The organism is Chitinophaga sp. W2I13 (genome assembly GCF_050434005.1).
Classification (GTDB): domain Bacteria; phylum Bacteroidota; class Bacteroidia; order Chitinophagales; family Chitinophagaceae; genus Chitinophaga.
Genome location: NZ_JBNPWD010000001.1, coordinates 3,442,501 through 3,456,000 on the forward strand (window position 1 = coordinate 3,442,501; position 13,500 = coordinate 3,456,000).

The 13,500-nt window shown below is 44.3% G+C and carries 10 protein-coding genes and 3 rRNA genes (1 of these 13 only partly in view); 10 read left to right on the forward strand and 3 right to left on the reverse strand.

Translation table 11 applies throughout. From position 1 onward, the window contains the following. The 3 genes from QFZ48_RS14250 to rrf (QFZ48_RS14260) all read left to right on the forward strand — a co-directional run. Positions 1 to 1,187, forward strand: a 23S ribosomal RNA gene (locus tag QFZ48_RS14250); it begins 1,701 nt to the left of the window's first position. Positions 1,188 to 1,270: 83 nt separating this feature from the next. After that, positions 1,271 to 1,382, forward strand: a 5S ribosomal RNA gene (gene rrf / locus QFZ48_RS14255). A gap of 163 nt (positions 1,383 to 1,545) precedes the next feature. Next, positions 1,546 to 1,657 (forward strand): 5S ribosomal RNA (gene rrf / locus QFZ48_RS14260). A gap of 68 nt (positions 1,658 to 1,725) precedes the next feature. Here rrf (QFZ48_RS14260) and QFZ48_RS14265 read toward each other — a convergent pair. The 3 genes from QFZ48_RS14265 to QFZ48_RS14275 all read right to left on the reverse strand — a co-directional run bounded on the left by QFZ48_RS14265 (position 1,726) and on the right by QFZ48_RS14275 (position 6,326). After that, the gene (locus tag QFZ48_RS14265) at positions 1,726 to 2,565 is read right to left on the reverse strand and encodes a hypothetical protein (protein WP_370912648.1); all 840 of its coding nucleotides are present in this window, start codon (positions 2,563 to 2,565) and stop codon (positions 1,726 to 1,728) included. Positions 2,566 to 2,597: 32 nt separating this feature from the next. After that, positions 2,598 to 3,623, reverse strand: coding sequence for a LacI family DNA-binding transcriptional regulator (locus QFZ48_RS14270; protein ID WP_370912647.1), 1,026 nt, complete (start codon positions 3,621 to 3,623; stop codon positions 2,598 to 2,600). A 141-nt stretch (positions 3,624 to 3,764) separates the two neighbouring features. Next, on the reverse strand, positions 3,765 to 6,326 hold the full coding sequence (locus QFZ48_RS14275) for a zinc-dependent metalloprotease (protein ID WP_370912646.1): 2,562 nt from the start codon (positions 6,324 to 6,326) through the stop codon (positions 3,765 to 3,767). 736 nt (positions 6,327 to 7,062) lie between these two features. Here QFZ48_RS14275 and QFZ48_RS14280 point away from each other — a divergent pair. The 7 genes from QFZ48_RS14280 (at position 7,063) to QFZ48_RS14310 (ending at position 13,494) form a co-directional block, all read left to right on the forward strand. Then, positions 7,063 to 7,917 (forward strand): MotA/TolQ/ExbB proton channel family protein, encoded by an 855-nt coding sequence (locus tag QFZ48_RS14280; protein ID WP_336389237.1) that lies wholly within the window; start codon positions 7,063 to 7,065, stop codon positions 7,915 to 7,917. Between the two features lie 69 nt (positions 7,918 to 7,986). Beyond that, entirely contained in the window at positions 7,987 to 8,640 is a 654-nt protein-coding gene (locus tag QFZ48_RS14285; protein WP_079470956.1) for an ExbD/TolR family protein, read from the forward strand. Between the two features lie 64 nt (positions 8,641 to 8,704). Then, positions 8,705 to 9,322 carry an ExbD/TolR family protein gene (locus QFZ48_RS14290; RefSeq protein WP_429051552.1) on the forward strand — a complete coding sequence of 206 codons (618 nt, stop codon included), beginning with the start codon at positions 8,705 to 8,707 and terminating at the stop codon, positions 9,320 to 9,322. Positions 9,323 to 9,359: 37 nt separating this feature from the next. Continuing rightward, a complete protein-coding gene (locus QFZ48_RS14295; protein WP_079470954.1) occupies positions 9,360 to 10,196 on the forward strand; it encodes an energy transducer TonB in 837 nt (278 codons plus the stop codon). A gap of 135 nt (positions 10,197 to 10,331) precedes the next feature. Then, positions 10,332 to 11,714: a tRNA uridine-5-carboxymethylaminomethyl(34) synthesis GTPase MnmE gene (gene mnmE / locus QFZ48_RS14300; protein ID WP_429051551.1), complete on the forward strand. Its 1,383-nt coding sequence runs from the start codon at positions 10,332 to 10,334 to the stop codon at positions 11,712 to 11,714. Between the two features lie 269 nt (positions 11,715 to 11,983). Continuing rightward, a complete protein-coding gene (locus QFZ48_RS14305) occupies positions 11,984 to 12,370 on the forward strand; it encodes a helix-turn-helix transcriptional regulator (RefSeq protein WP_429062702.1) in 387 nt (128 codons plus the stop codon). Beyond that, a complete protein-coding gene (locus QFZ48_RS14310) occupies positions 12,367 to 13,494 on the forward strand; it encodes a tyrosine-type recombinase/integrase (RefSeq protein ID WP_429062704.1) in 1,128 nt (375 codons plus the stop codon). Before QFZ48_RS14305 ends, QFZ48_RS14310 begins: the two co-directional genes overlap by 4 nt. Positions 13,495 to 13,500: the final 6 nt, after the last annotated feature.

Here is a 13,500-nt window from a genome sequence, read left to right on the forward strand (position 1 = left end):
TAAAGGAACTAGGCAAATTGACGCTGTAACTTCGGGATAAGGCGTGCCGCAGTGATGCGGCCTCAGTAAAATGGTACAACCAACTGTTTAACAAAAACACAGGGCCCTGCAAAATCGAAAGATGACGTATAGAGCCTGATACCTGCCCGGTGCTGGAAGGTTAAGGAAGGATGTTCGGAGCAATCCAAAGCTTCTGACTGAAGCCCCAGTAAACGGCGGCCGTAACTATAACGGTCCTAAGGTAGCGAAATTCCTTGTCGGGTAAGTTCCGACCTGCACGAATGGTCTAATGAGTTGTACACTGTCTCTACCACGAGCTCGGTGAAATTGTAGTATCGGTGAAGATGCCGGTTAATCGCAACGGGACGGAAAGACCCCGTGAACCTTCACTACAACTTAACATTGATTTTGAATGCCAGATGTGTAGGATAGTTGGGAGACTATGAAGCAGCTTCGCCAGGAGTTGTGGAGTCATCGTTGAAATACCAACCTTCTGTTATTTAGAGTCTAATCCCAGTAATGGGAGACATTGTTTGGTGGGTAGTTTGACTGGGGTGGTCGCCTCCTAAAAGGTAACGGAGGCTCGCAAAGGTACCCTCAGTACGGTTGGTAATCGTACGCAGAGCGCATTAGTATAAGGGTGCTTGACTGTGAGGCAAACAAGCCGAGCAGGTGCGAAAGCAGGCTAAAGTGATCCGGTGGTTCTGTATGGAAGGGCCATCGCTCAAAGGATAAAAGGTACTCCGGGGATAACAGGCTGATCTCACCCAAGAGCTCATATCGACGGTGAGGTTTGGCACCTCGATGTCGGTTCGTCACATCCTGGGGCTGGAGAAGGTCCCAAGGGTTCGGCTGTTCGCCGATTAAAGTGGCACGTGAACTGGGTTCAGAACGTCGCAAGACAGTTCGGTCCCTATCTGTTGTGATCGTTAGTAAATTGAGAGGACATGACCTTAGTACGAGAGGACCGGGTCGTACATACTGCTGGTGTATCTGTTGTGCCGCCAGGTGCAGTGCAGAGTAGCTATGTATGGATAGGATAAACGCTGAAAGCATCTAAGCGTGAAACCTGCTTCAAGATGAGTTTACTTTTAAGGGCCGTCGGAGACTACGACGTTGATAGGTTACAGGTGTAAGGGTGGTAACATCGCAGCCGAGTAATACTAATTGCCCGTAAGCTTTAATTTTTTAAATATTACGCTAAAGAGTCTTAGAATACAACTTTCCCGATATGTTATCTTATTAGTTTGCTGTAAAGCAAAGAAGATCTTATGGTGGTTATGCCGAGGGTGTTCACCTCTTCCCATTCCGAACAGAGAAGTTAAGCCCCTCATGGCCGATGGTACTGCAATATCATGCGGGAGAGTAGGTAGCTGCCATACTTATTAAGAGAAGCCTTGGTGTACAAACACCGAGGCTTCTTTATTTAAATTCTATCCAGACAGAAAAGCTGTTATAGGTTATCTCTTTAAGAGACTCAAATACGATTCACAGTTCGTTCAGAACTTCATCATATAATTGCCTGCTCAAACAGGCTAAAGATCTTATGGTGGTTATGCCGAGGGTGTTCACCTCTTCCCATTCCGAACAGAGAAGTTAAGCCCCTCATGGCCGATGGTACTGCAATATCATGCGGGAGAGTAGGTAGCTGCCATACTTATTAAAAGAAAGCCTTAGTGTTTCAAACACTAAGGCTTTCTCTTTTATATCACTTCCTGGAATCACTTATCTATTCGTACGATTATACCACTTCGCCAGATTTATCGCAACACCCATATTAAAATTCACCGGCTGGAAATACTCATTGAAATTATGGTCGTCGGTATCGTCGTAAAAACTATTACTGTTTATCGGTGTTGAAAACTGTAACTGTGCCTGAAACTTTACGTATTTATAACCCACCCGCACTGTGAATGCCGGCTCATAGAACACCACGGATTTGTCGTGGATACGCATAAATTTCGTCTGCTCCTGTTCATTATTTTCAAATGCCTTTACGCCAATATTACTGTCGTAAAAGTTTATCAGGGAAAAGCGACTGCTGAACGCTGCTTCCACCACACGATGGGAAAGCCCGAAGCTTGGTTGTATAAATACTTTGCTGAAACGGTTTTTTATGACATAGTCGTTGAGGTTAATGTTACCCGTACCATCATTATCGGATTTGTAGTTGCCAGTCAATGTTTTGAAATTGCCGCTGCCATAACCCGCATATACATCAAAAACTGCTTTTTTACTGACGCCAATAGGCTTGAAGAAGCCAACTGCCCCTTCTATCAATCCTCCGCGGGTATTGTTATCCCGGAATAAGCCATCTTCATCGTAACTATTGGTCGGATCGGCATAATTAAATCCCCACAGGTACTGGCCATTGGCCATGATGGCTATATTATCAGTAATTGCAAAAGCGGTCTGCAGATTGGTAGGTGTAACGCTGCCTTTGAATTCATACTTCTCTTTCAACAACGGCACATTTACCTGGTTAGGCACATAAATACGCTTGTTACAAGAGGATACGGCAACTGCGGCAGTACATAATAATGCTACATAAATGGAAGATTTCATAAAAGTTGTAGGTTATCAGTTTTAGTATTAAATTATATTCCGGTAGATTCCCGCTTGATTAACTCCACCGGGAATACGTAATTTTTTGTCACTTTCACTGTCTCTTCGTGGTTGATCAGCTGAACGATTGTTTCCACTGCTTTCTGCCCCATATTATACCCCGATTGTTCAATGGTAGTTAAAGAAGGAGAAATAATACGGGAAGACAGATCATTGGAATATCCCACTACTTTGATTTGCCCGGGAACCGCAATATTCCTGTTCCTCGCTTCACGGATAAAAGCCACCGCTGAACTGTCATTGGCTGCAAACATACCATCGGGCATTTTCTGTGCATCAAACAATTGTTGTGCAGCAATAGTCGCCGAGTCCATCGTCAGATCATGGATATAAACCAGCTCTTCGTCGAAAGGAATATTATATTGTGCCAATGCCTCTTTGTATCCTGAAAGCCTTTGCTGGTAAAGGTTACAGGTGAGCACTCCGGAGAAGTGGGCAATACGTTTGCAACCTTGTTTGATCAGGTGTTCGGTGGCCAGGAAACCGCCTCTGAAATCATCTCCGGTAATAGTGTAGCCCTGAAAATCGGTAGGCACACGGTCATAAAATACCAGTGGAATATTGTTCTTGATAAACGGACTGAAATGATCAAAATTGGTGGTGAACATGGAAGCAACTGCCAGTAATCCATCTACACGAAGAGAATAAAAAGTATGTACTAATTCCTTCTCCATCGCCACGGTTTCATCCGACTGGCCAATTACAATGCTGAATCCATATTTATGTGCCTCATGCTGAATACCGCTGATAGCCGTACTCTGAAAGTACATGGAAGTTCGGGGTACGATAAGGCCGAGAATGTTCGACCGTTTCTTGCGCAAACTGGAAGCAATCCAGTTAGGTACGTAGCCCATCTCTGTAGCTGCGGCTTGTACTTTTTCACGTGTTTCCAGGTTAATGAGCGGATTGTTTTGCAATGCACGTGAAACAGTAGATGCCGACAGATTCAGCTTATGCGCGATATCGTATATCGTGATTTTGTTAGTCCGATCTTTCACTTTTGAGGCTTCTAAGTTAATAATGCAGCGATATTAAGCATTTTCCGCAATAATTTATAGGCTTTTGAACATCTATAAAACGAAGGCACCCTTCCTGGAGTTACCGGGAAGGGTGCAGATATTTTCGTGTATGCGCATTCGTTATTTCGGATCCAGTGCCTTATTGATACGGGCAATCAGCTCCTGGAGATGATTGCGGGTCATGCTGTCGCCACTGCCTGCAGCAGCACGCAGCTCTGTTCTCAGGGCGGTCAGCTGGGCACGGCCAATGCCTGCAGCATCTGATCTGGCAGCACTCGGAGGTGCATAACCACCCATCATTGGGTTGGCGGGGGCAGCTGGGGCTACCAGGTCAGAAAGGTTATCCACGTAATCGCGTTGCAGGTTTCTGCGGTATACGTCTATCGGTTGATGTGTATAAAGTTCTGAGAAGATGGATTTTTTCAGATCGTTCAGCATATCAACAGGTGAATAAGCCTTTGCTCCCAGTGCAGCTTCACCGGCAATCAGTTTATTGATGGTATTGGTACTCATCAGCCTGTCCAGCACCGGTGTTTGGCGGGAATTAATCAGGGAAACGCCATCGCTGCCTATGCGGCTCAGTAAATCCTGGTTAATCAGCCACTTCGGAGTGGTAAACAGTTGCTTGTTCAGGAACTGTATCGCTTCTTTCTGGGTTGCTTCAGGTACATATTCGTACACGCCACCGGCTTGTTCTACCGTTTTCGGTGTTTCGTAGATCCCGCCTACGTTTTTAGCCACATGACCCATGTAACGGCTAAACTGACCGGCTACTTCTTTATACAATTCAGACAGGTTTGCATAACCTTCGTTATCTACCTTTGTCCAGCTAAGGAGGTTAGGCATAATATACTGGAGGTTTTTTATGCCGTATGTACTGGCAATCATGGCATTGTCGCCCAGGTCTTCATTTTGGGATCTTGGATCATCCGGGTTCATTTCTGTACCGAACCAGAATTTCTTATCCTTCAGCTTTTCTACCGTCATTTTATTCAGGATAGGCGTTTCTGCTTCAGGTGATTTGGCCTGTGGAAGCAGTTTATAGCCCCATTCGATTGCCCATTTGTCGTAGTAATTAATGCGGGGATAGAGATCAGCTCCGGTGATGCCGTCGCCAGGTTGCGCTATGTAGTTAAAACGGGCGTAGTCCATGATAGACGCCGCATGGCCGTTCTTTTTTACCCATTCCTTATCACGCAGTTTCTCAACCGGGTAAGTGGAGCTGGAGCCGAAGTTATGGCGTAAACCGAGTGTATGGCCCACTTCGTGGGAAGATACAAAGCGGATCAGTTCACCCATCAGTTCATCGCTGAACTGCATGTTACGGGCGCGGGGATCGTTGGGAGACGCCTGTACAAAATACCAGTTACGCAGCAAATGCATCACGTTGTGGTACCAGTTGATATGGCTTTCGATAATTTCACCCGAGCGGGGATCGTGTACGTGAGGACCGCTCGCATTAGGCACATCTGAAGGTTTGTAAACGATAGCAGAGAATCTGGCATCTTCAATAGACCAGGTGGAATCTTCCTGGGGAGTAGGCGCCATTTTCGCAATAATAGCGTTTTTAAAGCCCGCCTGTTCGAAGGCAGACTGCCAGTCGTTCACACCCATGATCAGGTATTTACGCCATTTTACGGGCGTTGCAGGGTCAATATAAAACACGATGGGTTTAACTGGTTCCACCAGTTCGCCGCGTTTATATTTCTCCATGTCTTCAGGTTTTGGTTCCAGGCGCCAGCGGGTGATCATCTGGAGTCTTTTCACGCCTTGCGGATCCGCATCGAAGTCGGTTACGCTGGTGGTGAAGTAGCCTACGCGGGGATCAAAATAGCGTGGTTGCATGGGCACTGCGGGAAGCAATACCATAGAGCTGTTTAACTCCACGGTAGCATTGCCACCCGGAGATGGGGGCATACCTGGTCCACCCGGTCCGCCGGATTTGCTGTATGTTTTTACGGTTTTGATTTCGGTATTCATCGGATAGGATTTCACATCAGAGATGTAAGATTTATCAGGTTGAACACCACCGATTTTGAGCATGTTTTTAATCTGGCCGTCGAAGAACAGGATCTCGTTATCCCCGCTGATGTATTCTGTGAGGTCGATAACTGTACCTTTCCCGTTTTTAGATGCCGCCTTTACATCAAATGCTGCAACGATGGGTTGCAGGTTGGAGTTGCTCACAGAGGTGAACATAGGTTGGGTAGAATCTTTTGAAACGTCGGCGTAGGAGATATTTTTAAGGAAGATGCGATTGTTGGGGCCTTTTTCAAAGCGGATCACATTTTCGCCGATGATATCGCCACTGAAGCCCATCATCATAGCGCGGAGACCTGCAGCTGATTTTGAGATCCTGTTTACCACCAGTACATCTCTTCCGAGCAGGGAATCAGGGATTTCAAAAAAGAAGCGGTCATCCAGTTTATAGATGTTAAACAGGCCTGAATCAGCCTGGGCTTTATCAGTAATTACTTCGGCAAAGGGTTTGGGTCCTGGTTTTGGTCCCGGCTTGATCATCGGAGGTTTCCCGGTAGAATCTTTAGCAGGAGCAGGAGTAGTTGGGGTGGCGTTACGCGATTGTTTTTTCCGCTGTGCGCTGGCAGGTTGATAAACTGTAGTACCCAGGCAAAGTGCGCCTGCCATGGCTATTATCAGTTTGTGATGAATTGGTTTGATCATTACGATTTAATAAATTGGTTTTTGATTAGTTGTTATGTTTTTTTAAAAACCTTTGCAAGTAAGTATTTTAAGTATTAACTTATCAGGAAAATCCATAAGCGCAGTAATGACTGTAGGAATGGAAAAAAAGAAGCAAAATTGAATGGTAGGCGTTGAAACAATAGTTGCGGTGGCAACTTTTTTTATGTAAGTATTTATTGTTATAGCAAATAATAATTTCATATGGCAGAGATAACAGGGGAGAAGTTGATTGTCGCTGCGGCATTGAATTTCAAGTTATGGAACGGGCAAATATGGATGTTGTATTGCTAAATGCTATTAGCGTGGCCTGAAAGTGGTCACTGGCGCGGAAATAAATAAGTTGGCAGAATTGTGAGATTTCTGTTGGAACATTTGAATTTTTTCTTAAATTGTGCGTCCAACTTTGAAAAAAATCAAACGATTTCAAGAATTGGGACAGTAACAATCAGTTGTGAGAACTGCAATATTGGTTTATTCGCTTATGTAAGTGTTTGCTCTAAAAAAATGAGTGGTCTAAAAGCCCTGTGATGGGGCTTTTACGTGTGAAGGTTAATTTTTGTGGGTTTTTTTGGGCTGCACTTGTTTTTTTGGACCAACCGTATAACTTTGCGAATCACTGATTAAAACAGTAAATTGGGTGCTGAGGGGCATTCTAAAGGGACAGAAACTTCTAACAAACAATAGTTTAATTTTTAACACTAAAATTTCAATCAACATGGCTGAGACTAAAACAACTGTGACTGCAGCTACAGCTAAGGCTTCTTCTCATCAACCTAAAAAGTCATCCAACCTGTTCGCGACGTTGGCTGTGCCTATCTGCTTAGTGATAGGATTCCTGTTTTTCTTTTTTGTATTAGGTAATCCAGCCAATTTCCAGGGTAATAATCCCGATGGACATCCTATAGATTCAGGTATCGGTAAATGGTTTGGTACTGTTTACAAAGGAGGATTGGTAGTACCGGTATTGATTTCCGTATTACTGGTGTGTCTGACTTTCGTGATCGAGCGCTTCCTGTACCTGTCAAAAGCAAAAGGTAAATTCAGCGGTTCTGAGCTGGTACGTAAAGTACAGTATCACCTGGCTAACAAAAATGTAGACGCAGCACTGGCTGAGTGTGACAAACAGAAAGGCTCTGTAGGAAATGTACTGAAAGCTGGTCTGAAAAAGTACAAAGAAATGGTTACCAATGCTGATCTGGATACAGAACAGAAGATCCTGACCATCAAAAATGAAATTGAAGAAACCACTGCACTGGAACTGCCAATGATGGAAAAGAACCTGGTGTTCCTGTCCACCATTGCGTCTGTAGCAACCCTGTTGGGGCTGTTCGGTACAGTATTGGGTATGATCAAGGCGTTCTCTGCAATGTCTTCTGGTGGTGCTCCGGATTCTGCACAGCTGGCGTTAGGTATCTCTGAGGCGTTGATCAACACCGCACTGGGTATCGGTACATCCGCTATTGCGATCGTAATGTACAACTACTTTACTACCAATATTGATAGCATCACTTACGCTATTGACGAATCTGGCTTTACTTTAACTCAGAGCTTCGCAGCAAACCACAAATAATCTGAGATTATTTTGTGGAATTTGAGCGGTTTTGAATCTATTTAAAGTAAACCATAAAACAGAGTAAAGATGCCTAAAGTTAAAATGCCAAGGAAAAGCACGGCCATTGACATGACAGCAATGTGTGATGTGGCTTTCCTGCTGTTAACTTTCTTTATGCTGGCGACTAAGTTTAAACCGGATGAACCGGTAACAGTAGTTACCCCATCCTCTATAAACACCACCCTTTTACCTGATTCCGATGTGTTGTTATTCACAGTGGATAAGGATGGCAGAGTGTTTTTCAGCATGGATGGTCAGCCCAAAAGAAAGAAGCTGATAGAAGATCTGAACACGCAGTACAAACTGGGCCTGGATGATAAAGAAATTAAAAGCTTTGTAACCGGAGCCAGTGTAGGAGCACCTATCAAAGACCTGAAACAATACCTCTCCCTCTCTGAGGACGAACGTAAAAAATCAGGACTGGACAAGGGAATTCCTACAGATTCTGCTAATAATGAGTTAGGTGCCTGGATCGAATATGGTGTTGCAGCACAAGGCGGAAGCATTGCGAAGCTGAAGTACTGTATCAAAGCAGACAACCAGACTCCTTATCCAAAGATCAAGGAAATCCTGGATACCTTCAAAAAGAAGCATATTCAGAAGCTGAACCTGGTTACTAACCTGGAAGAAGCACCTAAAGGTACTGCTGCCTGGGAAGAGGCAAATGCACCTAAGAAGTAAACGGCAGTAATTACTTCCTGACCTGGAAGGCTGTTGATTTAAGAACTAAAAAAAATTGGCTACTATGGCAGAAATGGATACCAGTAGTAGTGGCGGTGGCAAGAAACACGGTGGGACGAAATCCAAGAAACAATCTACCCGTGTAGATATGACACCGATGGTAGACTTAGGTTTTCTCCTGATTACCTTCTTCATGCTTACCACTACCATGTCCAAGCCCAAAACAATGGACTTGATCATGCCAAAGGATACCGAAAATGAGAAGGACCAGAACAAAGTAAAAGAAAGTACGGCCCTGACCATTTTACTCGGAAAAGATAATCGTGTTTACTATTACGAAGGTTTGGCACAAGACCCGAATGCCTCTGCTAATCCTGACTTCTTCAAGGCAACATCATTTGCCAATACCGGAGGAATCAGAGATGAGATTATCAGAAAGAGGGATGAGGTTGCCAAACTGAGAAATGCAAAAGGTGAACCAGAAGATGTTGTGGTGATTATTAAAGCTGATGATCAGGCTAATTACAAGAATTTCGTAGATATTCTTGATGAAATGGCCATCAACAGGATTCAACGTTATGCAACCGTAGATATCAGTGACCAGGATAAAAAATGGATACAGTCTACAGAAACAGCTAACGGTGTACCTAGCAGCACTCCTGCAACTCCGCCGGCTAAATAACTAATTATTTTTTTGCATCCATCATAAAACAACAACAATGGATTCTGCTAAAGTCTTAAAGTCCGATTTTCTTGATATCCTGTTTGACGGCAGGAACAAGGATTATGGGGCGTACGATTTGCGGAGACAGTATAATAAGCGTGTGCGGAATGCCATTTTGGGAACCGCGTCATTGTTTGTAATATTCTTTGCAACGTACATGATATCACAGTGGGTTAAAGCTTCTGAGGGTGAAAACACGAAGAAGCCGGTGATACAGGAAATTAAGATGGAGGATGTGAAGTTACCGGATGATCCGAAAACGCCACCTCCGCCACCTCCACCGCCTGCGCCGCCACCACCGGTAAAACCGTCAGTACAGTTCACTCCTCCTGTTATTAAGAAGGATAATGAAGTACCACCGGATGAGGAACCTCCGAAACATGAGGATATTAAGGATAAAGCCATCAGTACTAAAACTGTAGACGGTGATCCAAACGGAGTTGATCCGGGATTACTGGAAGATAGTAAAGGTACCGGTGTAGTAGGCCCGCCTCCTGCTCCTGCAAAAGAAGAAATCTTCACTTTCGTAGAGCAACCTCCAACCTTCCCGGGTGGAGAAGAAGCACTGGCCAAATACCTGAGCAAAAATATCCGTTACCCGCGCGTTGCGCAGGAAAATGGTATCTCCGGTACAGTATTCGTTCAGTTCGTAGTAGATTCTGAAGGAAACATTAAAGATGTAAAAACAGTAGGCGCCGCAAAAGGTGGTGGCCTGGAAGAAGAAGCTGTGCGTGTGGTGAAAACCATGCCTAAGTGGAAAGCTGGTAAGCAAAATGGCCGCCAGGTTTCTGTACAGTTCAACCTCCCTATCCGCTTTACTTTGCAGGAGTAGTACTGTATCAATATAATTTTCAAAGGTCCCGTTTCAACATAGTTGGAACGGGACCTTTGATTTTCAGGAATTGGTGATAGCCACGATTGTCCGTAAATTTGTGCCCTTTGGGAATATTCATAAACTAAACACGGTATGCTGGGTAAATTAACAGGATTTGATGATACGATTGTAGCGGTAGCAACAGCCCCGGGCCTCGGCGCTATTGCGGTAATACGGCTGAGCGGCCCCGATACCTATGCGATCTGTAACGGACTATTCCCTGGTAAGGATCTCCTGCAACAAGCCAGTCATACCCTGCATTTTGGTAACATCGTTTCCAATGGTCATATCATCGACGAGGTAGTGGTGAGCCTGTATAAAGGCCCCCGCTCTTATACCGGCGAAGATGTGATTGAGATATCCTGTCATGGTTCTCCCTATATCCAACAACAAATTATTGATGCCACCATTAAAGCAGGTGCACGGCTGGCGAAGCCAGGTGAATTTACCCAGCGGGCATTCCTGAACGGTAAACTGGATCTTACCCAGGCCGAATCTGTGGCCGATCTGATAGCCAGCAATTCTGCCGCTTCCCATCAAACCGCCATGCAACAAATGCGTGGAGGCTTCTCCAAGGAATTACATGCTCTGCGTGAGCAATTAATTACCTTTTCTGCCCTGATCGAACTTGAACTGGACTTCAGCCAGGAAGATGTGGAATTTGCCGATCGTAGCGGCTTATATACCCTTGTTACTAATGCCACCGGAGTAGTGAAGCACCTCATCGATTCCTTCCGGATGGGAAATGTTATCAAAAATGGTGTGAATACCGCCATAGTAGGTAAACCCAATGCCGGCAAATCAACATTACTGAATACGCTTCTCAATGAGAACCGCGCCATCGTCAGCGATATTGCCGGCACTACCCGCGATACCATCGAGGAAATACTCAACATTGATGGCATCCTCTTCCGCCTTATAGATACTGCCGGTATCCGCGAAAGCCTGGATACCATTGAAAGCATTGGTGTGCGGAAAACAATGGAGAAAATACGCGAGGCCGGTGTAGTCGTTTATCTCTTTGATGTGAATGAACTCTCTGAAACGGATATACGTAATCAGATTACTGCTTTTGAATCACAAAACGTTAACTATCTCCTGGTAGGAAACAAAACAGATATCACCGGTGAAGCAGCCATCCGCGCCAAATTCACCGGTATACCTGAAATACTTTTTATCTCAGCAAAGAATCATGCACACATCCAGGAGCTGAAAGATGCACTGGTACATAAGGTACTGGCAGGCGATGTCAACACAGAAGATACCATCATCACCAATGCCCGCCATCACGCCGCGCTGCAGGAAGTGCTGAAATCATTACAGGATGTAAAACAGGGAATGGACGACGGTCTGCCGGGAGACTTGCTGGCACTGGATATCCGGCTCTGTTTGCATTATCTGGGAGAGATAACGGGTGAGGTGACAAATGAGGATAGGCTGGATTATATTTTTAGTAAGTTTTGTATCGGGAAGTAACCCCTTTCTTTTATTTACATCTACTTTTCTTTATTTACCTAACGTAATGCTTATCAGTGCTGCATCTTGACAGGATGCCTAATTTTTCCTTTGTTTTATTTTGTTGTTGATCCATAAACCTCTAAATTAGTAATAAGATACGGAGGTACAAATGTACACGGGGAAATAGGGAAATAATGGCAGTAATTGACAGTTTAAGGCAGTAATAGGCAGTTTAATTCATCCCCAGACAGTAGCCTCACAATAGTTCCAATTTCAACTTCTAAAAAATGAGTAGTCATTTAAGGATAAAGAAGATTTGTGAGCATTGCGGAGAAGTATTCATCGCCCAAAAGACAGTAACCAAATTCTGTTCGCTAACCTGCGCCCGCCGCAATTATAAACTACGTGAGAAGAAAGAGCGTGTACAGAAAGTAGAGTCGGAAACAAACACTCAACTTCTTTCTAAATCCAGGTTGGTTGATCCCCCAACCTCAAAGCCATTGGGTGACCTGATAGATATTAAGGCGCTATCTTCTCTTACCAGCATCAGCGAACGTACTTTATTCCGGTTGATAAAAGATGAGGACTTCCCCAAACTAAAAGTGGGGCGTAGTCTTCTTTTTCACCGGCAAACCGTGATAGATTATTTAACCACCAAATACGGGAATATATGAGAGGAGCGCTGAGAAACAAGAAGTTGAAGAGTGGGAAGCTCAGTCTTTATATAGATTACTACCCGCCTGTATGGAATCCACAGGCGAAACAATACACCCGCCGGGAGTTTCTGAATCTACATCTTCATGCTAATCCTGTTACTCCATTGGAGAAACAGGAAAACAAACTGTATAACGAAATAGCTGAGAAAATCTATCTCAAACGCATGAAAGCCCTGATGCTGGATGCTAACGGCTTGTATAATAAAGATGCGCTGGACGCAGATTTCTACTTGTATGCGTTGAATTTTATTCGTGGAAAGCAGCGAGAGGGAGTTGATACTACCCACCATGAAACAGCTATTAAGTATCTGAAACGTTGGATGGGAGAGCATTTTAAATTTCGGAACATCGATGAAATATTCCTGAAGAAATTCAAAGAATATCTGTTAACTACCAATTCACTAAAGTCCTCAAAAGCGAAGCTGGCCCAGAATTCGGCGGCTTCTTACTATGATAAATTTATTCTCATTATTCAAAGTGCCTTCTTAGATAAGTATCTACCAGAAGACTATACTTTACGTGTGCCGCGTATCAGCAACGTAGATACCTTCCGGCAGATCATTGACGATGAAGAGTTACGGTTGTTATTAGAGAATCCTATTGATGATGATACTGTTTTCCGGTCTTCCATTTTTGCGTTGCTTAGTGGCTTCCGGTTTAGTGCTATCAAGATTCTGAAATGGAGCGATCTGCATTTCTCCGAAGCATTGAACACCTGGTATGTGTATATCATAGACCCCAAGCCGGAACGATCTTTCAAGCATTATATCAGTCAGCAGGCGGTTGATATATTAGGAGAGAAGCAGGAAGGGGATAAGCTAATATTTCCGGATCTCAATTATTCCCGCACCCGGACAAGGCTCCAGGATTGGTTTGCCAGTGTGGGTTTAAAAGATAAAGCTAAGTTCCACAACTGGCGGCATAAGTACGCGACTGACCTGATTGAGAAAGGAGAGGATATATATGTTGTCAGCAAAATGCTGAATCATAAGCATGTGAAGACTACGCAGATCTACGCGAAGGTGCCGGATACTAATAGAGCTAAAGCAGCCAGCAAGGCTATTAATAGACATTTAAATTAACCCCTC

What these genes read in the sequence shown, in the direction of transcription:
- QFZ48_RS14265 (WP_370912648.1), bottom strand. Translation starts at nt 2,565, where the DNA reads ATGAAATCTTCCATTTATGTAGCATTATTATGTACTGCCGCAGTTGCC.
- QFZ48_RS14275 (WP_370912646.1), bottom strand. Translation starts at nt 6,326, where the DNA reads ATGATCAAACCAATTCATCACAAACTGATAATAGCCATGGCAGGCGCA.
- QFZ48_RS14280 (WP_336389237.1), top strand. Translation starts at nt 7,063, where the DNA reads ATGGCTGAGACTAAAACAACTGTGACTGCAGCTACAGCTAAGGCTTCT.
- QFZ48_RS14285 (WP_079470956.1), top strand. Translation starts at nt 7,987, where the DNA reads ATGCCTAAAGTTAAAATGCCAAGGAAAAGCACGGCCATTGACATGACA.
- QFZ48_RS14290 (WP_429051552.1), top strand. Translation starts at nt 8,705, where the DNA reads ATGGCAGAAATGGATACCAGTAGTAGTGGCGGTGGCAAGAAACACGGT.
- QFZ48_RS14295 (WP_079470954.1), top strand. Translation starts at nt 9,360, where the DNA reads ATGGATTCTGCTAAAGTCTTAAAGTCCGATTTTCTTGATATCCTGTTT.
- mnmE (WP_429051551.1), top strand. Translation starts at nt 10,332, where the DNA reads ATGCTGGGTAAATTAACAGGATTTGATGATACGATTGTAGCGGTAGCA.
- QFZ48_RS14305 (WP_429062702.1), top strand. Translation starts at nt 11,984, where the DNA reads ATGAGTAGTCATTTAAGGATAAAGAAGATTTGTGAGCATTGCGGAGAA.
- QFZ48_RS14310 (WP_429062704.1), top strand. Translation starts at nt 12,367, where the DNA reads ATGAGAGGAGCGCTGAGAAACAAGAAGTTGAAGAGTGGGAAGCTCAGT.